Here is a 22,489-nt window from a genome sequence, read left to right on the forward strand (position 1 = left end):
TTTTACCGGATATCACGATGAAATCCCTCCGAATCTCCGCTGCGCTGTTGTTACTGGTTGCGCTAAGCGGTTGCAGTAATCTGATGCAAACCACGCCGGTTCCGCCGCCTGCCGTGACAACCAAAGCGCAGGAAATTACCCGTGCGCAGACTTCCACTCTCACCAAAATTGGCAGCATCACGGTCGATGTGATTGGCAGCCCGATGGATGCCGAAGCAGAAGTGCAGCGCCGCGCCGATGCGGCGGGTGCGCATTACTATGTGATCATGTTTAACAGCGAAACTATTATTCCCGGCCGCTGGTATTCACAGGCCACACTCTACCGCTGATTATTCAGCGCCGATCGCCCGGTTAAGCAACAACTGGCACAAACGTTCCGGCAACAGCGTTTCTCCACGCGGATCAAGCACCAGGCGGCACCAGGCGTCTGCTAGCGGTGGCGACGCAAACTCCAGCATTTGCGTCGCGGTCAGCAGGTTAAATAGCTGACCGGTAAGCCAGCGCCCCTGAGCTTCTTCCGGCCTGCGCAACCGTTGTAAAAACTGGCGCGACGCCCGGTCAAAGACGCGGTTTTGTCCGCGCGCCTGATGCAAAATCTGCTGAACCATTTCCGCGCTGGCAGGCAGTTTTTTCAGCGTGCGCAGCACATCAAGACACATAACGTTTCCCGATCCTTCCCAGATACTGTTGACCGGCATTTCACGGTACAAACGCGGCAACTCGCTGTCTTCGCAATAGCCAATCCCTCCCAGCACTTCCATCGCCTCTGCCACAAACGGCATTCCCTGGCGGCACACTTCGAACTTTGCAGCGGGCGTCATCAGGCGGCATAACAATTTTTCCGCCGGATTATCCTGCGCATCCGACGCCGCAGCCAGACGCATCAGCAACATCGTCTGCCCTTCCAGCAACAGTGCCATCCGGCTCAGCGTCTGGCGCATCAGCGGTTGTTCGATAAGAGGTTTACCAAAAACCTGCCGCTGGAAGGCGTGGTAAAGCGCTACCGACAACGCCCGGCGCATCATAGCGTGGCTGCCCAGCGCGCAGTCAAAGCGCGTATGACCGCCCATTTTCAGGATATGGCGGACGCCCTCGCCTTCTTCGCCCAGCAGCCAGCCGGTGGCATTCTGAAACTCCACTTCGCTGCTGGCGTTCGAACGGTTACCCAGTTTGTCTTTCAGGCGTTCGATGCGGATCGCATTACGCGTTCCGTCTGGCAATACGCGCGGCAGAAAGAAGCAGGACAGTCCGCCATCAGTCTGCGCCAGCACCAGATGCGCATCGCTTTGCGGCACGGAGAAGAACCATTTGTGGCCCACCAGATGATAAGGTTTTCCGCTGCCGCGTCCTTCCAGCGCCGTCGCCCGCGTGGTGTTGCTGAGCACGTCAGAGCCGCCCTGTTTTTCCGTCATGCCCATGCCGATCAGCACGCCTTTCTTCTGATCGCCAGATTGCAGATGCGGATCATAACGGTCAGATAACAGCGGTTTCATCCAGCCACTGAACTCCGGCGGCAGATATTTTTGCAGCAACGGGATCGCGCCAAATGTCATCGTCACCGGGCATAACGTCCCCGCTTCAACCTGACCGTGAAGAATAAAACGCGCCGCACGCGCCACCACCGAACCGATACGCGCATCTTCCTGCCAGGGTAAATTGTGCACGCGGTTGGCGATCAACCCTTGCATCAGCAGATGCCACGCGGGATGGAAACGCACGTCATCAAGACGTTCACCGGTGGTGTCATAACGCAAAAGATCGGGCGGATTGGTATTCGCCAGCCTTCCCAGCTCCAGCGATTCTGCAGAGCCTAACTGTTGCCCGAGGGACGCCAGGACATCGGCATCCCAGCCCGCCTGCTGGCGGGAAACCGCTTCGCGCAACGGGGTGTCGGAAAGGAATAAATTGCTGTTACTCAGTGGCTTGGGTTGATTGAAAACCCGGTGTGTTTCCCAGTCCATCGCCTGCTCCCTGTTAAAAGGATATGGTGTAAGTATGGTAAAAATCGGGGAATTAACAGGCGGACAGATCACAAAGGCAGAAATGCAAACGGGAGCCCTGAGGCTCCCGTTTAATCAGCGGATCAATAAACGACAATCAGCTTTTCTTCAGGCCGCGCTGACGTACCGCTTCGAACAGGCAAACACCGGTGGCTACGGAAACATTCAGGGAAGAGACGCTCCCCGCCATCGGGATGCTGATCAGTTCGTCGCAATGTTCGCGGGTCAGACGGCGCATACCTTCGCCTTCTGCGCCCATCACCAGCGCCATCGGGCCGGTCATTTTACTCTGGAACAGGTCATGATCCGCTTCACCGGCTGTGCCGACGATCCAGACATTATGCTCCTGCAATACGCGCAACGTACGCGCCAGATTGGTCACGTTGATCAACGGCACGTTTTCAGCGGCGCCGCTGGCAACTTTTTTGGCGGTGGCGTTCAGTTTCGCGGAACGGTCGCGCGGAACAATCACCGCATGAACACCCGCCGCATCCGCGGTACGCAAACAGGCACCCAGGTTATGTGGATCCGTTACGCCATCCAGCACCAGCAGGAACGGACAATCGAGGCTTTCCAGCAACGCAGGCAGGTCATTTTCCTGATACTGGCGGCCTTCGCGCACACGCGCAATAATCCCCTGATGCACAGCACCTTCGGATTTCTCATCCAGCCACTGGCGGCTCGCCACCTGGATCACGATACCGCTGGCTTCCAGCTCGTCGATTAGCGGTTTCAGGCGTTTATCGTCACGGCCTTTCAGGATAAAGACTTCCAGAAAGCGTTGCGGATCGTTGTCGAGTAAGGCTTTAACGGAGTGAATACCGTAGATAATTTCGCTCATGATGCTCTTTAAAATAGACTTGCGGACAGCAAGCTGTCCGCAATTTAGTAAGGTTACAGACGATTCTATCATAGAAGAATCGTCAGAAAGGACTAGCTGTCAGACTGCTTTTTCTTCGCGCGCTTGGCTCTGGTGGCCGCCGCAATTTTTGCAGTTTTGTCAGAAGGCTTTTTGGCTTTCTTCGGTTTACCGTCTTTACCCACAGCACTGACCGCTTTCTCTTTCTTCGGTTTGGCTGGTTTTGCGTCATCTTTGCGGAACGCGCTGTCCGGCTCAAAATTCACGTTTTTCTTAGCAGTACGGCGACGGCCAGCATTAGCTGGCGCGGCAGAACGCATGGTACGTTCGCCACTTTTTTTCGCGCGGTCACGCGCGGTTTTGCCTTCACCCCGTGCTTTGCGGGTGCTTGAAACCAGCGCGAAATCGATTTTACGTTCGTCCATATGCACGGCTTCAACACGAATTTCTACCGTATCGCCCAGGCGATAAACCGCACCGGAGGATTCACCCACCAGACGCTGACCGATGTTATCGTAACGGTAATAATCATTGTCGAGCGATGACACGTGCACCAGGCCGTCGATGAACAGATCGTTGAGGCGGACGAAGAAGCCAAAGCCGGTGACACTGGCGATAATGCCGGTGAAGACTTCACCCACATGATCTTGCATGAAGTCGCACTTCAGCCAGTCCGCCACGTTGCGGGTGGCTTCGTCCGCGCGGCGTTCTGCCATCGAACAATGCTCGCCGAGTTGCAACATATCTTCGTAATCACTGTGCCAGCCGCCGGTTGGCGTCCAGCGATCTTTCAACGTGCCGTGCTCTTTCGCCAGCAGATACTTGATCGCGCGGTGCAATGCCAGATCCGGATAACGACGGATTGGCGACGTAAAATGCCCGTAAGAAGGCAATGCCAGACCAAAGTGGCCACGGTTTTCCGGATCGTAAATCGCCTGTTTCATTGAACGCAGCAACATAGTTTGCAGCATTTCGCGGTCAGGACGATCGGCCAGTTCATCCATGATCTGAGCATAATCTTTCGGCTCAGGCTTCATGCCGCCGCCCATCACCAGACCCAATTCACCCAGCACGCTTTTCAGCGCGGAGATATGGTCATCGCTTGGACGGTCATGCACGCGGAACAGCGCCGGTTCGTTATGTTTTTCAACAAAACGCGCCGCAGCAATGTTCGCCATGATCATGCACTCTTCGATCAGTTTGTGGGCATCGTTACGTACGGTCGGTTCGACACGTTCGATACGACGCTCAGCATTGAAGATAAATTTCGCTTCTTCGGTTTCGAACGCGATACCGCCACGTTCTGCACGCGCCTGATCCAGCACTTTGTACATGGTGTGCAGTTCAAGCAGATGCTTAACCAGCGGCGAATATTGCTCGCGCAGTTCCGGGTCGCCTTCGATGATGCGCCAGACTTTGTTGTATGTCAGACGCGCGTGAGAGCTCATCACGGCTTCGTAGAATTTAGAGCTGGTCAGTTTGCCCTGCGCGGAGATAGTCATCTCACAGACCATACACAGGCGGTCTACCTGCGGGTTCAGCGAACACAGGCCATTAGACAGCACTTCCGGCAGCATCGGCACAACCTGTGACGGGAAATACACCGACGTAGCGCGGCTGCGGGCTTCATCGTCCAGCGCGGTGCCGTGACGGACGTAATAGCTCACGTCGGCGATTGCCACCCACAGGCGCCAGCCACCACCACGTTTTTTCTCACAGTACACGGCGTCATCGAAGTCACGGGCATCTTCACCATCAATGGTGACCAGCGGCAGATTGCGTAAATCCACGCGACCTTTTTTCGCTTCTTCCGGCACCTGTTCGCTCAGGTCTTCGACCTGTTTGAGAACCTGTGGCGGCCAGACGTGCGGGATTTCATGGGTACGCAGGGCGATATCTACCGCCATACTGGTGCCCATTTTATCGCCGAGGACTTCAACGATTTTACCGACCGCTTTGGTACGGCGGGTCGGACGCTGTGTCAGCTCGACCACCACCATATATCCCATGCGTGCGCCGTTAATGGCATCGGCCGGGATCAGAATATCAAAGCTTAGACGACTGTCGTCGGGTACCACAAAACCGGCACCCGCATCGGTAAAGTAACGGCCCACAATCTGGCTCATTTTAGGCACCAGAACACGCACGATGCGCGCTTCACGGCGGCCTTTACGGTCGGTTCCAACTGGTTGTGCCAGGACCACGTCACCGTGGATGCACATTTTCATTTGTTCAGCAGACAAATACACATCGTCTTTCTTCACGCCTTCCAGGCGCAGGAAACCGTAACCATCACGATGGCCGATAACCGTGCCTTTAAGCAAGTCCAGACGCTCCGGCAGCGCGTAGCACTGGCGGCGGGTAAAGACTAACTGGCCGTCACGCTCCATGGCGCGCAAACGGCGACGCAGGGCTTCCAGCGCTTCTTCTCCGGAAAGATTCAGTTCGTTACCAATTTCTTCCCGGCTGGCTGGGGTTTCACGTTTCGCGAGATGTTCCAGAATAAATTCACGGCTGGGAATAGGTGATTCGTATTTTTCTGCTTCTCGTTCCAGGAATGGATCTTGTGACATAGCGGTTCCTCCGTTGTCATCAGCAGTTTGTTGAAAGTCTTTCATTCAACAAGCAATAATTTATAGAGCGTTGAGTTGTCTTTGACCATATCGGCCAGAGTGTACTGATTCAGCTCATCAAGAAAATGTTCTACAGCAGTGTGCAGGACTTGTTTTAGTCGGCATGCAGGCGTGATGTGACAAAAGTCGCTGGCGCAATTGACCAGCGAAAGAGGTTCCAGTTCGCGCACCACGTCGCCAATGCGAATGGTCTCTGCGGGCTTGCCCAGTTTAATACCTCCGTTCTTTCCGCGAACGGCAGTGACCAGACCAGCACGGCTCAACTGATTAATGATTTTCACCATGTGGTTGCGCGATACACCGTAAACCTCGGTGACCTGCGAAATGTTGGTCATCTGATCGTCAGGCAACGAAGCCATATAAATCAACGCTCTCAAACCATAATCAGTAAAACTCGTTAACTGCACACATACCTCTGGGTAGCTATTACCCGGTCTTTCCACACCAGCAATGACAACAGGGTGAAGATGATTGTTTATTATGACACTTTGATGATAAACCAGCCGCGAACTTTGCAGCTAATCATTTAGATAGTGGATGGTTTATGGAAAGTAAACAAGTGAAGGGATTCAGAAAAAAATAAACCGGGCAATTTTGCCCGGTTATGACGTTTTTACACAATCAGCTCTGACTGTTATGCATCAAACGGGTCACGCAGAATCATCGTTTCGCTACGATCCGGGCCAGTAGAGATAATATCAACCGGCACTTCAGTCAGCTCTTCGATACGCTTGATATAGTTAAGCGCTGCCTGCGGCAGGTTTTCGACTTCTTTCACCCCAAAGGTGGTTTCGGTCCAGCCGGGCATGATTTCGTAGATTGGCTCGATACCTTCCCAGCCTTCAGCAGCCAGCGGTGTAGTCGTCATTTCACGGCCATCAGGCATGCGGTAACCGACACACAGCTTCACTTCTTTCAGACCGTCCAGCACATCCAGTTTAGTCAGACAAAAACCAGACAGGGAGTTGATCTGCACAGAACGACGTACAGCCACGATGTCCAGCCAGCCACAACGACGGCTACGGCCAGTGGTCGCGCCAAACTCGTTACCTTGCTTGCGCAGGAACTCGCCGGTTTCATCAAACAGTTCAGTCGGGAACGGACCTGCACCCACGCGGGTAGAGTAGGCTTTCACGATGCCGAGCACATAATCAACATAACGTGGACCAATACCTGAACCGGTAGCAACGCCGCCAGCAGTGGTGTTGGAAGAGGTTACGTACGGATAAGTCCCGTGGTCGATGTCCAGAAGCGTACCTTGCGCGCCTTCGAACATGATCAGATCGCCACGCTTACGCGCGCCATCCAGCAGCTCAGAGACGTCAACAACCATTGCGGTCAGGATGTCGGCAATCGCCATCACATCATCCAACGTTTTCTGGAAATCAACGGCTTCTACTTTGTAGTAGTTCACCAGCTGGAAGTTATGGTATTCGATGATTTCTTTCAGCTTGATAGCGAAAGTTTCTTTGTTGAAGAGATCGCCTACGCGCAGACCGCGACGGGCTACTTTATCTTCATAAGCCGGGCCGATGCCACGACCGGTGGTGCCGATCGCTTTATCGCCACGCGCTTTTTCGCGCGCCATGTCGAGTGCGACATGATAAGGCAGGATCAGCGGGCAAGCTTCAGACAGTAACAGACGTTCGCGTACAGGGATGCCACGAGCTTCAAGTTCGCCCATTTCTTTCATCAACGCGTCAGGCGCCAGTACAACACCGTTGCCGATGATGCTGGTCACGTTTTCACGCAGAATGCCAGAAGGAATTAAATGAAGAACGGTTTTTTCACCGTTGATAACCAGAGTGTGACCGGCGTTGTGACCGCCCTGATAGCGCACAACATATTTAGCCCGTTCAGTAAGCAGGTCTACGACCTTGCCTTTCCCTTCATCACCCCATTGAGTGCCGAGTACGACGACGTTCTTACCCATCTCAAGAATCACCAGGTTGCTTAAAAAAGGATTCTAACATCTCATTCTGTGCTTTCCAGCACTTTTAGCACACGTTTGCGGGAAAAATTTTAATTGCGTGCTACCGGTCTCAGCGAGACGTGACAAGCCCGGCGTAACAAACCCTCATCCACCCAGACGACTACGCAACATGTAGTAAATTACGAAGCCTGCGACCACAAGACCCCCACCAAAACGGCGTAAAACCGTGTCCGGAAGATTCGCCAGCGAGAGGATCATTTTTCGCCATGTTTTTGGATAAAGCATCGGCCCCAGGCCTTCAAGAACCAAAACTAATGCCAGCGCCAGCCAGATTGTCGCATTCATGATGAATCGTTCTCATTGCACCCCTTCCCTAAAAGAAAGAAGGATTTCAGAAAAGACAAAAGGCCCCTGAAGGGCCTTTTGGAAATTGCAGAAGCAATTATTTATTTTTTTCAGGTGACTTCATAAAGCGGAAGAAATCGCTGTCAGGGCTTAACACCATGACGTCGTTGCCGCTCTTAAAGCTGGCCTCGTAAGCACGCAGGCTACGGATGAATGCGTAGAAGTCAGGATCCTGGCTGAACGCATCAGCAAACAGTTTCGCCGCTTCGGCATCTCCTTCACCGCGGGTGATACGGGCAGTACGCTCTGCTTCAGCAACGGTACGGGTTCTTTCGTAATCCGCAGCAGCCTGAATTTTGGTCGCCTCTTCTTTACCCTGAGAGATGTGACGCAATGCCACCGCATTACGCTCAGCACGCATACGATCGTAAATCGCGCTGGACACTTCTTCCGGCAAGTTGATTTGTTTCAGACGTACATCCACCACTTCGATCCCCAATGCCGCCATGCTGTTCGGGTTCACCGCAGGTTGTTTACCTTTGGTTTCCTGCTCAACACGTTTTGCTGCAGAGGCAATCGCATCATCGGCTTCTGTTGTCGCTTCAGGCTCATCGCCTACGCTACCGGTGTTCAGGGCATCACGCACATCCAGCGTCAGACGGCCACGGGAATCGGTCACGATATCTTTCACATCAAGACGACCAATTTCAGAACGCAGACGGTCACTGAATTTACGTTTCAGCAGAATTTCTGCCTGAGATACATCACCACCGCCTGTTGCCAGGTAGTAGCGGCTGAAATCACTGATACGCCATTTCAGGTAAGAATCGACGATTAAGTCTTTCTTCTCGCTGGTGACGAAGCGGTCAGCCTGGTTATCCATGGTCTGGATACGCGCGTCGAGCATTTTAATGGATTCCACGAATGGAACTTTAAAATGCAGGCCCGGCGCATACACCAGCGGTTTATTATCGCTGTCACGCAGGACTTTACCAAAGCGCAGCACAATACCGCGCTGACCTTCCTGAACAACAAACAGTGAAGCATAAAGCGCCACCAGCACCACAACGACGATAAGTAAAAATGACTTACGCATTGTTATTCTCTCCCTACGCGAAGTGTATCGTCACGCTGTGCATTTGCACGGCGCTGGTCCATGACACTGCCAGACGAACGGGAACTGCTGTTATCGGCACTGCTTTTACTGTTACTGCTGGTTAAACCTGGAACGGAAGGCAACAAACCTGTTTCATCATTTTTGCTGGTGTCGTTGGCTGCTGCGTTATTTCCACGCAGCATTTGATCCAGCGGCAAGACCATCAGGTTATTCCCTTTATCACTCACCAGCACTTTACGGGTGTGGCTGAGGACTTTTTCCATGGTTTCGATATACAGACGCTCGCGGGTAATTTCCGGCGCGGCTTTATATTCAGGTAACAGTTTGGAGAAACGGGCCACTTCACCCTGCGCTTCCAGAACCGTACGATCTTTATAGGCTTTAGCATCTTCCAGTAAGCGCTGTGCTTCACCGTTTGCCAGAGGCTGAATCTGGTTCGCGTAAGCTTCTGCTTCACGAATAGACTGTTGTTCTCTTTCACGGGCGGCGATCGCGTTATCGAAGGAAGCTTTCACTTCTTCCGGCGGACGCGCGGTCTGGAAGTTGACGTCCTGAATGGTAATACCCATTTTGTACGGACGAATAGTTTCTTCCAGTACACGCTGGGTATCGCTACGCACGGTAGTACGGCCTTCCGTCAGGATTTTATCCATCGTGTATTTGCCGATAACGCCACGTAATGCGCTGTCAGTCGCCTGGCTCAGGCTGTCGTCAGGGTTGGCGACGCTGAACAGATAAGCTTCAGGATCCGTCACGCGATACTGCACGTTCATTTCAACGCGCACAACGTTCTCATCAGACGTCAGCATTACACCAGACGCAGCAAGTTCACGTACCGATTCTACGTTTACTGCACGAACTTGATCGATGAAGGTCGGTTTCCAGTTCAGGCCAGGCTCAACCAGATGGCTGAACTTACCAAAACGGGTCACAACGCCACGCTCGGCTTCTTTAATGGTATAGAAACCCGTTGCTGCCCAGATCACCACCACCGCTGCGACCGCGATGCCAACAATCCGGCCACCACTCATCCCATGACCGGAACCCGTTGGTGCGCCATTGTTGCTGTTATTGTTGTTGCCTGAACCTTTTCCACCGAAGCCCCCCAGCTTTTTGCTGAGCTTACGGAAGATATCATCCAGATCAGGTGGCCCCTGATTGCGGCCGCCTTTGTTGTCGTTATTTCCACCAGAATTTCCACCAGAGTTGCCGCTATTATTATTGCTGCTGCCCCAGGGGTCGCGGTCCTGTCCGTTATTACCGGGCTGATTCCACGCCATGTTATAGCTCCATTATTCTATGATTGGTGTTCTTCAGGCCAAATCAGACAGACTCTGGTTGCGGACATAGCTTTCCAGTTCCTGCTCTTGTTTGCAGAGGCGACGCCAGTCAACGATGGGCATTCGCACCATCAGACCAATACTGCCATCCTCTTCAATCCATTCTTTTTCAATGGCCTGAAGCTGGTAAAAACGGCTACGAAGTCGGCCTGCTTCCGGCGGTAAGCACAATTCATGCTGCGCAATCTCGCCAGAGAGTCGCTCCGTTAATGCCTGGAAAAGCAACGGAATACCTTCACCTGTCACGGCTGAGAGCCAGACCCTGACCGGCAAATTCTCCTCGTTGCGGTCGATACGCGGAACAAAGTCATCCAGCATATCTATTTTGTTCATCACTAACAGCGCAGGAATTTCATCTGCTTCGATCTCTGCCAGCACCGTATTCACCGCGTCAATATTTTCCTGAACACGGATGTCCGCTGCATCAATCACATGGAGTAACAGAGATGCCTGTCGGGTTTCCTGCAACGTTGCTTTAAAAGCCGCAACCAAATCATGGGGCAGGTGACGAATAAACCCTACGGTGTCCGCCAAAACCGTCTCCCCGACATCTGCCACTATAATACGGCGCAGCGTAGGATCCAGCGTAGCAAACAACTGATTGGCCACGTAGACATCGGCCTGAGTAATACGGTTAAAGAGTGTGGATTTCCCGGCGTTGGTATACCCAACCAAAGACACCGTCGGAATATCCGCACGAACGCGTGAACGACGCCCCTGTTCACGCTGCTTAGCCACTTTTTCAAGACGGCTGAGGATCAAAGTGATTCTGTCCCGCAACAAACGGCGGTCAGTTTCGAGCTGGGTTTCACCTGGGCCACGCGCGCCAATGCCGCCGCCCTGCCGCTCAAGGTGCGTCCAGCCGCGAACCAGTCGGGTAGCAATGTGGCGTAATTGCGCCAGTTCTACTTGTAACTTACCTTCATGTGTTCGGGCCCGCTGGGCAAAAATATCTAATATCAATCCGGTGCGGTCGACAACTCGACATTCGCATAAGGCTTCCAGGTTTCTTTCCTGGCCGGGAGACAAGGCGTGATCAAACAGGATGACAGAGGCGCCCGTTGCTTTGACGGCATCTGCGATTTCTTGGGCCTTTCCTTCACCGACAAAGTATTTTGGGTGCGGTGCCTTGCGGCTCCCGGTGACGACTTGCAACGCCTCTACACCTGCAGAAGATACCAGCGATTCAAATTCGCTCAGGTCTTCCGTGTCTTTGTCCTGCGAGAAATAGATATGAACCAGTACGGCCTGCTCACCGGCTTCATAACGGTCAAACAAGCTTGCGACCTCTCATTTGGGAAAAATTCGCCAGCCGGGGGTGCATAAGCATAATCGGAATACTTATGAACCCCTTCGTGGTTGACCAACGTTGCGCTTTATTCAGCGTCATCGTTTTCCTGCTGCGGCTGTTGCGCAGACGGAGTGCTACCTTGGTGATAATTGTTGGTGCTGCCCGAACCTGGATTATTGCTATGGTGTGACACCGGGCGGGAAGGCACTACGGTGGAGATAGCGTGTTTATACACCATCTGGCTAACCGTATTTTTTAACAGAATGACAAACTGGTCAAAAGACTCAATCTGGCCTTGCAGCTTAATACCATTCACCAAGTAAATAGAAACCGGAACACGTTCACGACGCAATGCGTTCAGGAACGGATCTTGCAAAGATTGCCCCTTAGCCATTCTATCTTTTCCTTATTAGTTTGTTGTTTGTAACTTTGAGCCTATCGGCTCGAAAATAAATCACATAAAAAATTTGCGCGCTGAGTACTGATCAATTGTACACAATCACCCAACCTATGCACTAACAACCTGAATTACACGGTTTAAGGCCTCTTCTGGCTTCTCAGAATCGAGCCATTCGACACTCTCCCAACCTCGCAACCAGGTCATCTGACGTTTGGCCAGCTGTCGTGTCGCGCAAACACCACGATAAACCATTTCATCGTAATCGAATTCACCAGACAAATATGACCACATCTGGCGATAACCCACACAACGAATGGAAGGCAAATCTGTATGCAAATCGCCCCGGGCTATCAGCGTTCTGACTTCGTCTTCAAAACCATTGGACAACATCTGACTAAAACGTTCCTCGATCCGCGCATGTAATAATTCCCGGCGGGTCGGCGCAATCGCAAACTGATGTACGCGATAGGGTAATGTTTCACCCGAAATTTTAGTCAGTTCCGTTAAAGTTTTACCCGAAATAAAAAAAACTTCCAGTGCTCTGGACAGTCTCTGCGGATCATTCGGATGAATTCGCATAGCCGCAACGGGATCTATTTTGCGCAACTGGTCATGTAACGCCTCCCAACCCTGTTCTGCAGCCTGCTTTTCGATACGCTCGCGCACGACAGGATCAGCAGGTGGCAAAGGGGAAAGACCTTCAAGCAATGCCTTGAAATAAAGCATAGTCCCACCTACCAATAACGGGATCTTATTGCGCGAGGTTATTTCTGCCATTTCGCGTAATGCGTCTCGACGAAAGTCAGCCGCCGAATAAGCCACCGTCGGGTCAAGAATATTAATCAACCGGTGCGGTGCTTCAGCCAGCTCTTCTGCCGTGGGTTTCGCCGTGCCAATATCCATCCCGCGATAAATCAGGGCGGAATCGACACTGATAAGCTCGACAGGCAGGTGTTTCAGCAGCGACATCGCCAATGCTGTTTTACCTGAGGCGGTCGGCCCCATAATAAAGATTGCCGGGGGAAGTGCGTTGTTTTCAGAATCAGTCATGCTTAAAAGCCGCCAGCGCGGACTGTAAATCAAGAGGTTGCAGAAGGCCGGACGGGGGCGATTTCACCAATTGCGGGCAAAGACGCTCAACATCCGTGAGTAATTGTATGGCTTGCGAAATCGTCCAGACCTCATGCTCGCAGCCGCAGTGGCGGGCAAACCACATAGCTACCGCATCAGAAGTCACCTCCTGCTGAACAGCAAGGTAACCTAACAGATCAGGTATCAACTTTTGTAAATTTTGTTGGCGTAATGGTAAAGGTACCGCGCGAACCGTCACACGCTGTGACTCACTGAGCATTTCTAAACCAAAATGCTGTAATAACGCCTGATGGCGCGCCAGCACGGCGGTCTCTTCTTTCTGCATTGTCAGCTTCAGCGGAATTAATAACGGCTGCGGCCGCAATCCTTCTTCGGGTGGTGTCAGCTGCGCCCATTTCAGCCAGCGATCGGCCACCGGTAACGCCAGCAACACCAGTTGTTTGCCGCGCTCAAGTAACGCATATTCCGCGGAACATACCGTCAGAACGCGCCCGAAACTCTGGCTGTGCGATTCCAGCGCCGGTTCCGTCAGTGTACGGGCCACTGAAACGGCGGGCTTAGCGGGCTGTGCCACAGCAGGTGCCGGTTCCTGTAAGGAAAACGACTCCGGCGCGGGCTGCAACAAACGTCCGTAAGCTTTGCTTTCTGAAGGATTGTAAGCAGGTTCCGTGCTGCGATAAGCAGATTCACGTGGCTGGCTGGCGCGGGCAGTTTGAGGAAACACATTTTCGCGCGGGGAATTGTTTTCCCGCGATGCCGGCACTTTGCGTTCTGCCGGCTGCGAGAAATGATTGCCACCCGCCGCCTGACGATTTTCCTGCTGCCAGCGCGGCGTATCTTCCTGAAGCTGTGGCTCGTCAAGAACGGGTGCCCCGGCCTGCTGCAATACGGACATCACCGCCTGATAAATAAAATCATGTACCAGCCGCGACTGATGGAAACGCACCTCGTGTTTTGCCGGATGCACATTCACATCCACCTGATGCGGATCGACATCCAGATAAAGCACATACGCGGGCTGCTGATCATCTTTGAGCTGATCCTGATACGCCTGGCGGATCGCGTGATTAATCAGGCGATCTTTCATCATGCGGTTGTTCACATAGCAATACTGCATATCTGTCAGACTGCGCGAACCCGCCGGATCGGCGACCCAGCCACGGATCGCCAGATCACCGTGGCTCCATTCCACTTCCAGTGCGTGCTCGACAAACGCCGGGCTACAAATACTGGCCAGACGGCGGGAGAACTGTGAACGGTCTTTCACCGCGCGATACTGACGGATGAGTTTGCCGTTGTGGCTGAGATTGACGGAAACGTCAAAGCGCGCCAGCGCAATTCGCCGGACAACTTCATCGATATGGGTGAATTCGGTTTTCTCAGTACGCATGAATTTACGGCGGGCGGGCGTATTGTAAAACAGATCCAGCACTTCAACCGTCGAGCCTTGCGGATGCGCCGCCGGTTTGATCGTCACCGCCATATCCCGTCCTTCGGCATAGGCCTGCCAGGCTTCATTCTGCTCTGCGGTGCGCGATGTCAGAATCAGGCGCGATACCGAGCTGATACTGGCCAGCGCTTCGCCACGAAATCCGAGGCTCAGGATTGCTTCCAGATCATCAAGACAGGTGATTTTACTGGTGGCATGACGTGCCAGCGCCAGCGCCAGATCGTCTTTGCCAATCCCGCAGCCGTTGTCGCGAATGCGGATAAGCTTGGCGCCACCGCGATCGATATCAATATCAATACGCGTCGCGCCCGCATCAAGGCTGTTTTCCACCAGTTCCTTCACCACGGAAGCCGGTCTTTCGACAACTTCGCCCGCTGCTATCTGGTTAGCAAGTTGCGGCGGCAGTACCTTGATCGGCATAGCGGCTCCTGTGGCAGACGGTTATTCCCGCCTATGACTGTGGAATAGTTAAGGTTTGGCCGAGCTGTACCTCGCCAGACTTCATATGATTTGCGGTTCTGATGTCGTTCATGCTGACACCATATTTACTGGCGATCGCCGACAGCGTATCGCCGCGTTTCACTTTATGTTTCGCGGGTTTCTTCGCCGTTTTTGCTGTCGAATCCGGTGCTGCGGCTATTGAAGATGTGCGGGTTCCCGCAGGGACTTTCAATCGCTGGCCGACCCAGACGCCGTCTTTTTTCAACTTATTGAGGTCGCGCAGTGCCGCATTTGTCGTGCCATAGCTGTTCGCGATCCCGGTCAGGGTTTCACCCCGTGTCACTTTATGGATCTGCGTGGCACCGGCTGCCCCGGCAGTCACTTCAATCGGACCCGGTTGACTCACGGCAGAGCGGGTTGTCGCACTACTGTCTGCCGCCGCTGCTGATGAGGCCAGCAGCGGACGGTTTTCGACCTTTGGGCCGTTTTGTATCGGATGCGACTGGAAATAATTACGCAGGCCGATGTGGATAGCCCTCGCAATTTTATCCTGGTACGCGCTGCTGCCCAGCAGCCGCTCCTCAGTTGAATTACTGATAAAGCCGGTTTCCACCAGCAGGGAAGGAATATCCGGCGAACGCAACACGCCTAAACTGGCGTGCTCAGGCTTCGCTTTATGCAAAGAGCCAACGGATCGCAGTTCGCGCAGAACACGGGTCGCGACGTCATAACCCACACGTTGTGAATGACCGAACTGTAAATCCAGCACTGCCTGACTGAGATACGGGTCTGAAGCGGTATTCGCCAGCACATCCCCGGCGCCGCCGAGCAGTTCTGATTGTTTCTCGTGCTGCTCCAGCCAGTTACCCATTTCGCTGTTAGCACGACGGTTCGACAGCACCCAGACTGATGCACCACGCGCGCTGCGGCTTGGCGCGGCATCTGCGTGAATGGAAACCAGCACATTAGCGTTTTTCTTACGCGCCACATCGGAACGTCCCATGACGGAAATAAAGTAATCACCGTCGCGGGTCAAGACCGGCTGGAACATCGGGTCGGCATTCAGAATCGCCTGTAATTTACGGGCGATAGAGATGGTGACATTTTTTTCTTTCAGCCCGCCCGCGCCAATTGCGCCCGGATCCTGCCCGCCATGACCGGCGTCAATCGCGACAATTATCCTGCTGTCACTGGTCGACACGGTAGAAGAGCGTGAGTTATCCGGCGCCACCGTAGTAGCTACGACTTTAGTCTGATCATTGGTAAACGGGTTTGATTTTTCGGAAGGCGTAATCATTTTGCCCGCATTTGGCGATGGCGTGTTGGTCGCCACGGCAACCGGTGCACGCTGACGTGCCGGAGCAGAGGCGTTCATGGTCAGCACCACGGTGTACTGGCCGCCGTCTTTTTGTTTAGTGGCGTTGGTTCTGACTTTCTGATTCAGTTCAAATACCAGACGCTGACTCTGCGCATTGGGCGGCGTACTGGCACGCACACGCGTCACCAGATTCTGACCGTTGAAATTCAACGGCAAGCCTTTCATCACGCCGTCCTGACGGATATCCATCACTACGCGTTCAGGGTTGTGCAGAGGGAAAAAAGAGTAATCCGGTGAGCCATCAAATGTAATCGTAACGGTAGATTGCGTGGCACCGTTGGAAACATTGATGTTTTTCATGCCTGCTGCAAAAACCGGTGAGGCGAGCACAGCAAACAATATCAGCGTCGATAACAACATCGCGGCTGAAATATAAAGAGAGGTAAAACGTGAGTTCATCGCGTGATCATCCTTGCTGTTGAACACGATGCAGCAATTTTATGCCAGATTCAGAAACCGCCACCAGCTTCGCGGTGCGACCGGTCAGGGAATAATCCAGCGTCAGTTCAATATCCGGTTCTGGCAACACACCTGCCCCCTGCTGTGGCCATTCCACCAGACAAATAGCGTCCTGTGCGAAATAATCGCGGATCCCCATAAACTCCAGTTCTTCCGGATCAGCAAGGCGATATAAATCAAAATGATACACGGCAATCTTTTCCAGCTGATAAGGCTCAACCAGCGTGTAGGTCGGGCTTTTCACATTGCCCTGATGCCCTAATGCCTGAAGAAATCCCCGGCTAAAGGTTGTTTTACCGGCTCCCAGATCGCCATAAAGATGGATAACCGTTGAACCTTCACAGGCTTTCGCCAGGGAAGCACCTAGTTGCAACGTTGCCGCTTCGTCGGGTAAAGAGATATTAAGTTGATTCATTCAGTGATATCTATTTCTTCAGGTCTGGATTAACTAACGGGGCAATCACCGCTAAAAGATCAGTTGCCAGCATACCGCGCGTTCCCTGCCGGTGGGCAATTTCGTCTGCGGCAGCACCATGCACTACTGAGCCCGCGCAGGCCGCATCATAACTATTCAGTTTCTGAGCCAGCAGGCCGCCGATAATACCAGAAAGTACGTCGCCCATGCCGCCGGATGCCATACCGGCATTGCCGACATCCGCGACCGCCATCTCGCCACGCTCACTGGCAATCAGAGTGCCGGCACCTTTGAGCACCACCACGCCGCCATATCGCTCCGTGAGTTTCTTCGCTGAAAGTAAGCGGTCACTTTCAATTTCGTTCACGCTGCAACCTAGCAAACGTGCCGCTTCGCCCGGATGGGGCGTCAGCACACGATTTTGCCGTTTCCGCGGATTGATTGCCAGCAGGTTAAGCGCATCAGCGTCCCATAAGGCCGGTTTATCCCAATTTTCTGCGCGTTCTACCGCCTGTTTGCCCCATTCTTTCTGACCCAGACCGGGGCCGATAACTAACACATCCGCCCATTCAAGCCCTTCATCGAGCGACTCTGCGGTGAGTTCTTCCACCATCAGCTCAGGTCTCGCGGTCAGTAACGGTCCGGTATTTTCTTTGTGAGTGAGTACTCGCACCAGTCCGGCCCCGCTTCGCAACGCGGCTTCCGAAGCCATGCGGATCGCCCCCGCAAAACCGGTATCGCCGCCCACTACCAGCAAACGCCCGTGTTCGCCCTTGTGAGAACAAGGGCGACGCGGGTGCAGCCATGCGCCTAATTGTGACGCATCCAACCGTTGTAAGGGAGCAAGATGCCCGCCCAGCCAGCTTTCCAGCCCCAGCGCATCGCAGTGTAATTTGCCGGTGTAGTCGCGCGCCTGCCCGGTCAGTAAACCGGGTTTCAGGGCGATGAAACTGATCGTATGCGAGGCGTGAACCGCCTTCCCCGCAGTCTGACCCGTTTGCGCATCAAGACCGGAAGGGATATCTAAAGAGATGACAGGCAAAGACGCCGAGTTAATGGCTTCAATCAGCCCGTCATAAGGTGCTCGCGGCGCGGAAGATAAACCGGTGCCAAGCAAACCATCGATAATCAGATCAGCGTTCTGCGGCCATGCAAAGTCCGCAGGGTTAACCGTGCCGCCGCTTTTCAGCCAATCCTGCCGCGCTGTTTCTGCCTCTTCTGGCAGCGACTTACTGCCTGCCACGGCCAGCAGCGTCACGCTTATGCCTGCAGTTTTCGCCAGACGCGCAACTTCAAAACCGTCACCACCGTTATTACCGTGGCCACACAAAATCAGCCAGTGGCGGGTTTGCGGAAACTCACGCTGCGCCAGTAAAAAAGCGGCTTTTGCCGCACGTTGCTTCAGTGTAAACAGAGAAATCCCCGTTTCCTGCGCCGCCTGGCGTTCAGCCTGTCGCAGCCAGTCAGCAGAAAACACAGAATGTGGTAAACTCGCCTCGTTTCGTTTTTCACGTTGGTTCGTCATGACACTCCCTCTCGATCTCGTTCAACTGGCTCAACATATCAAGCAATGGGGCCAATCGCTAGGCTTCCAGCAAGTTGGCATCTGCGATACAGACTTATCTGCCGAAGAGCCTAAACTGCAAGACTGGCTTGATAAACAATATCATGGCGAGATGGAATGGATGGCGCGCCACGGCATGTTACGCGCACGGCCGCATGAACTTCTGCCCGGCACATTGCGGGTGATCAGCGTGCGCATGAATTATTTACCCGCCAAAGCGGCCTTTGCCAAAATCCTGAATAATCCGCAACTCGGCTACGTCAGCCGCTATGCCCTTGGACGTGACTATCACAAAGTCTTGCGCCAGCGCCTGAAAAAACTTGGCGATATGATTCAGGCGCATTGTACTGAACATGCTGATCAGACCGTCACCTTTCGCCCTTTTGTCGATTCCGCCCCCGTGATGGAACGCCCGCTGGCGGCGAAAGCCGGTCTTGGCTGGGTTGGTAAACACTCACTCATTCTTAACCGTGAATCCGGTTCATGGTTCTTTCTTGGCGAACTACTGATTGATTTGCCCCTGCCTGTCGATCAGCCGCAGGAAGAGAAATGCGGAAAGTGCGTGGCCTGCATCACCACTTGCCCGACCGGTGCCATTGTTGCGCCTTATACCGTCGATGCCCGCCGCTGTATTTCCTATCTGACCATTGAGCTGGAAGGCGCAATACCGGAAGAATTCCGCGCGCTGATGGGTAACCGTATCTACGGCTGCGATGATTGCCAGCTGATTTGCCCCTGGAATCGCTATTCGCAACTGACGGATGAAGAAGATTTCAGCCCGCGCGCCGCGCTGCATGCACCAGAGCTGATTGAATTGTTTAGCTGGGCGGAAGAAAAATTTTTGCGTATCACGGAAGGTTCGCCGATCCGGCGTATCGGACATCTGCGCTGGCTGCGCAATATTGCAGTGGCGCTGGGCAATGCGCCCTATTCGGAAGACGTGCTTAATGCCTTACAGTCGCGGGAAGGGGAAAATGCGTTGCTGGATGAACATATCAGTTGGGCAATCGCACAGCAGACAGAAAGAAGGAATGAACATCGGATAGAAGTGCAAACTTCACAGCAAAAACGCCTGATCCGCGCAGTGGAAAAGGGTTTGCCAAGGGATGCATAACCATTCCCCAAAGCAATGCATTAGAAAAGCAATATTTTCTGTGCATAAAAATAAAAATGCTTTGCCAATCAAGTGCAAAAAAAAGAGCAAGTGATCGTCATAACGTTTCTTTATAAATTTATATTGATTTAAATCAACAAGTTATATTTTGGCAATATGGCGGGCGCAAAAAACAGACAGTGTAAAAAAACAACTAAACCTGTGGATAAGTCTGTTTAAAACATTACTACAAATCGTGTAATGATCACGTCATTTATGCACAGAAAATGCAGGAAGAAAGCGTTAAGAAATGATTTTGAACTGAAGAAGAAAACTGGAGCGGGAAACGAGACTCGAACTCGCGACCCCGACCTTGGCAAGGTCGTGCTCTACCAACTGAGCTATTCCCGCATTGAGATGTCTGACATCTGCTGTACTGGCATTTGCTATAAATGTACAGCCTTTGAAACTTTGGAGCGGGAAACGAGACTCGAACTCGCGACCCCGACCTTGGCAAGGTCGTGCTCTACCAACTGAGCTATTCCCGCGTCGCATGGCACTGCTTTTTACGGCTTAGATCTTTGAATCTACGTAACTTAAAAATTTGGAGCGGGAAACGAGACTCGAACTCGCGACCCCGACCTTGGCAAGGTCGTGCTCTACCAACTGAGCTATTCCCGCTCTGCGCACTCAACGAAATTCTTCATCGGTACGGGGTGCGCATTATACGAGAAATCCTTTTAGCCGCAAGCCCCTGAAAGCAAAAAAATGAATTTTTCGTTCAAGTGTCGATTAAAACATCAAAGAGATGAATTAATCAGCGAAACACGGTGATTTCGTGCTCCGCAGCGCAATAAAAAAGATTTCAGTTATTCTGGAGATTAATAAAATGTTCGCGGTAGTAGGCTAATTCAGCGACGGATTCACGGATATCATCCAGGGCCTGATGGGTATTTTGCTTTTTAAAACCTGCCAGCACTTCCGGCTTCCAGCGACGCGCCAGTTCTTTCAGCGTGCTGACATCCAGGTAACGGTAATGGAAATACTCTTCCAGCTCCGGCATATACTTAAACAGGAAACGTCGGTCCTGCCCGACGCTGTTGCCGCAAATCGGCGATTTCCCCGCCGGAACCCACTCGCGCAGGAACTCGATAGTTTTTTGCTGGGCTGCATTGTCATCAAACGGGCTGGCTTTGACGCGATCCACCAGACCGCTGCCGGTGTGCGTACGCACATTCCAGTCATCCATCAGCGCCAGCTGAGCATCAGACTGATGCACCGCCATCACCGGCCCTTCGGCCAGAATGTTCAGATGCGCGTCAGTCACCAGCGTGGCAATCTCAATAATGCGGTCACGTTCAGGATCCAGACCGGTCATTTCCAGGTCGATCCAAATTAAGTTCGAGTCATTTGAAGCCATGATGTGTCCTGTTACAAAGTAGAGAGTTGACGGAGATCTCCGTCATTCGGGCAATTACTATAAAATAGCTGGTATCATAGTCGTTTTGGTCGCACCGAGCGATTAAAGCCAGTCAAGTGAGGCGCAGTGACTAAGTCAAAACTGTCTAAAGGGCAACAACGTCGCGTTCAGACTAACCATCAGCGTCGTCTGACACAGACCGACAAACGAAAAGAGCTGGACGATTCTCTGCATGGCGAACCGCAGGACGGCGTTGTCATCAGCCGTTTCGGGATGCATGCGGACGTTGAAGCGGCCGACGGCAGCCAGCACCGTTGCAATATCCGCCGTACCATCCGTTCTCTGGTCACCGGTGACCGCGTTGTATGGCGCGCCGGGGAAAATACCAGTGTGAAAGGTATCGTCGAGGCGGTCCACGAACGAACTTCCGTTCTGACACGCCCTGATTTCTATGATGGCGTCAAACCCATTGCCGCAAACATTGACCAGATCGTCATTGTCTCCGCCATTCTGCCGGAGCTGTCGCTCAATATTATTGACCGTTATCTGGTGGCGTGCGAAACCGTTGAAGTTGAGCCGCTGATTGTGCTCAATAAAATCGATCTGCTCGACGACGAAGGCCGTAAATTCGTTCAGGGCATGATGGATATCTACCGCAATATCAATTATCGCGTACTCGAAGTGTCGAGCCAGACCGGCGAAGGCATGCCTGCGTTTGAAAAGGCGCTGACTGACCGCATCAGTATTTTTGCCGGCCAGTCAGGCGTAGGCAAATCCAGCCTGCTGAACGCCCTGCTGCCACCGGATGAAAAACAAATTCTGGTGAATGAAGTCTCTGATAACTCAGGCCTGGGTCAGCACACCACCACCGCAGCGCGTCTGTATCACTTCCAGCATGGCGGCGACGTCATCGACTCCCCGGGCGTGCGTGAATTCGGCTTATGGCACCTTGCGCCAGAGCAAATCACCCAGGGCTTTGTCGAATTCCGTCCTTTCCTTGGCTACTGCAAATTCCGTGACTGCAAACACGGCAGCGATCCGGGCTGTGCAATCCGTGACGCCGTAGACCGGGGTGAAATAGCCGAAGAACGTTTCGACAACTACCACCGCATTCTGGAAAGCATGGAAGACGTAAAAACACGTAAAAACTTCGACACGCTGTAATGCTAATTAATTGAATTAACATGTTAATGGCAAACGGGTGAGGTTAACGGAAGTTGAACCGTTGATTTCACCCCGTTACAATCCTCCGCCATACA

19 protein-coding genes and 3 tRNA genes are annotated in these 22,489 nt (G+C 53.0%); 3 read left to right on the forward strand and 19 right to left on the reverse strand.

Annotated elements, in window-relative coordinates:
* Positions 1-17 precede the first annotated feature (17 nt).
* Positions 18-329, forward strand: a complete 312-nt coding sequence (gene bsmA, locus LC431_RS11330; RefSeq protein ID WP_112152036.1) for a biofilm peroxide resistance protein BsmA — start codon at positions 18-20, stop codon at positions 327-329.
* Here the strand turns inward: bsmA and LC431_RS11335 are convergent, their stop codons facing one another.
* The 15 genes from LC431_RS11335 to nnr all read right to left on the reverse strand — a co-directional run bounded on the left by LC431_RS11335 (position 330) and on the right by nnr (position 18,678).
* Positions 330-1,961: an isovaleryl-CoA dehydrogenase gene (locus LC431_RS11335; protein WP_013573772.1), complete on the reverse strand. Its 1,632-nt coding sequence runs from the start codon at positions 1,959-1,961 to the stop codon at positions 330-332.
* A gap of 136 nt (positions 1,962-2,097) precedes the next feature.
* Positions 2,098-2,841 (reverse strand): 23S rRNA (guanosine(2251)-2'-O)-methyltransferase RlmB, encoded by a 744-nt coding sequence (gene rlmB, locus LC431_RS11340; protein ID WP_014411562.1) that lies wholly within the window; start codon positions 2,839-2,841, stop codon positions 2,098-2,100.
* Positions 2,842-2,933: 92 nt separating this feature from the next.
* Entirely contained in the window at positions 2,934-5,432 is a 2,499-nt protein-coding gene (gene rnr / locus LC431_RS11345; RefSeq protein ID WP_223509821.1) for a ribonuclease R, read from the reverse strand.
* Positions 5,433-5,473: 41 nt separating this feature from the next.
* Positions 5,474-5,899, reverse strand: a complete 426-nt coding sequence (nsrR, locus tag LC431_RS11350; RefSeq protein ID WP_013573769.1) for a nitric oxide-sensing transcriptional repressor NsrR — start codon at positions 5,897-5,899, stop codon at positions 5,474-5,476.
* Between the two features lie 227 nt (positions 5,900-6,126).
* Positions 6,127-7,425, reverse strand: coding sequence for an adenylosuccinate synthase (locus LC431_RS11355; protein WP_013573768.1), 1,299 nt, complete (start codon positions 7,423-7,425; stop codon positions 6,127-6,129).
* A 144-nt stretch (positions 7,426-7,569) separates the two neighbouring features.
* Positions 7,570-7,770, reverse strand: a complete 201-nt coding sequence (locus LC431_RS11360) for a DUF2065 domain-containing protein (RefSeq protein WP_013573767.1) — start codon at positions 7,768-7,770, stop codon at positions 7,570-7,572.
* A gap of 97 nt (positions 7,771-7,867) precedes the next feature.
* Positions 7,868-8,866: a protease modulator HflC gene (gene hflC / locus LC431_RS11365; RefSeq protein WP_013573766.1), complete on the reverse strand. Its 999-nt coding sequence runs from the start codon at positions 8,864-8,866 to the stop codon at positions 7,868-7,870.
* A gap of 2 nt (positions 8,867-8,868) precedes the next feature.
* Positions 8,869-10,167 (reverse strand): FtsH protease activity modulator HflK, encoded by a 1,299-nt coding sequence (hflK, locus tag LC431_RS11370; protein WP_013573765.1) that lies wholly within the window; start codon positions 10,165-10,167, stop codon positions 8,869-8,871.
* A gap of 33 nt (positions 10,168-10,200) precedes the next feature.
* Entirely contained in the window at positions 10,201-11,505 is a 1,305-nt protein-coding gene (hflX, locus tag LC431_RS11375; RefSeq protein ID WP_013573764.1) for a ribosome rescue GTPase HflX, read from the reverse strand.
* Positions 11,506-11,603: 98 nt separating this feature from the next.
* Positions 11,604-11,912, reverse strand: coding sequence for an RNA chaperone Hfq (gene hfq / locus LC431_RS11380; RefSeq protein ID WP_013573763.1), 309 nt, complete (start codon positions 11,910-11,912; stop codon positions 11,604-11,606).
* 114 nt (positions 11,913-12,026) lie between these two features.
* The gene (gene miaA, locus LC431_RS11385; RefSeq protein ID WP_013573762.1) at positions 12,027-12,968 is read right to left on the reverse strand and encodes a tRNA (adenosine(37)-N6)-dimethylallyltransferase MiaA; all 942 of its coding nucleotides are present in this window, start codon (positions 12,966-12,968) and stop codon (positions 12,027-12,029) included.
* Complete coding sequence (mutL, locus tag LC431_RS11390) at positions 12,961-14,880, reverse strand: DNA mismatch repair endonuclease MutL (RefSeq protein WP_014411561.1); 1,920 nt, start codon at positions 14,878-14,880, stop codon at positions 12,961-12,963. The genes miaA and mutL overlap by 8 nt, the downstream gene beginning before the upstream one ends.
* A 31-nt stretch (positions 14,881-14,911) precedes the next feature.
* Positions 14,912-16,678 (reverse strand): N-acetylmuramoyl-L-alanine amidase AmiB, encoded by a 1,767-nt coding sequence (gene amiB, locus LC431_RS11395; RefSeq protein WP_119261158.1) that lies wholly within the window; start codon positions 16,676-16,678, stop codon positions 14,912-14,914.
* Positions 16,679-16,685: 7 nt separating this feature from the next.
* Positions 16,686-17,153, reverse strand: coding sequence for a tRNA (adenosine(37)-N6)-threonylcarbamoyltransferase complex ATPase subunit type 1 TsaE (gene tsaE, locus LC431_RS11400; protein WP_013573759.1), 468 nt, complete (start codon positions 17,151-17,153; stop codon positions 16,686-16,688).
* Positions 17,154-17,163: 10 nt separating this feature from the next.
* The gene (nnr, locus tag LC431_RS11405) at positions 17,164-18,678 is read right to left on the reverse strand and encodes a bifunctional ADP-dependent NAD(P)H-hydrate dehydratase/NAD(P)H-hydrate epimerase (RefSeq protein ID WP_223509823.1); all 1,515 of its coding nucleotides are present in this window, start codon (positions 18,676-18,678) and stop codon (positions 17,164-17,166) included.
* Between nnr and queG the strand changes: the two genes are divergently transcribed.
* Entirely contained in the window at positions 18,677-19,831 is a 1,155-nt protein-coding gene (gene queG / locus LC431_RS11410; protein ID WP_013573757.1) for a tRNA epoxyqueuosine(34) reductase QueG, read from the forward strand. The genes nnr and queG overlap by 2 nt on opposite strands.
* 314 nt (positions 19,832-20,145) lie before the next feature.
* Here queG and LC431_RS11415 read toward each other — a convergent pair.
* From LC431_RS11415 to orn, 4 genes are all read right to left on the reverse strand, one after another.
* Positions 20,146-20,221: transfer RNA gene (locus LC431_RS11415), tRNA-Gly, on the reverse strand.
* Between the two features lie 61 nt (positions 20,222-20,282).
* Positions 20,283-20,358 (reverse strand) — tRNA-Gly (locus tag LC431_RS11420).
* 57 nt (positions 20,359-20,415) lie between these two features.
* Positions 20,416-20,491 (reverse strand) — tRNA-Gly (locus LC431_RS11425).
* Positions 20,492-20,675: 184 nt separating this feature from the next.
* Entirely contained in the window at positions 20,676-21,230 is a 555-nt protein-coding gene (orn, locus tag LC431_RS11430) for an oligoribonuclease (protein ID WP_013573756.1), read from the reverse strand.
* A 126-nt stretch (positions 21,231-21,356) separates the two neighbouring features.
* Between orn and rsgA the strand changes: the two genes are divergently transcribed.
* Positions 21,357-22,394, forward strand: a complete 1,038-nt coding sequence (gene rsgA / locus LC431_RS11435) for a small ribosomal subunit biogenesis GTPase RsgA (protein ID WP_013573755.1) — start codon at positions 21,357-21,359, stop codon at positions 22,392-22,394.
* The last annotated feature ends 95 nt before the right edge of the window (positions 22,395-22,489 follow it).

Source organism: Rahnella sp. GSA61A, from assembly GCF_019969905.1.
GTDB classification, from domain to species: domain Bacteria; phylum Pseudomonadota; class Gammaproteobacteria; order Enterobacterales; family Enterobacteriaceae; genus Rahnella; species Rahnella aceris.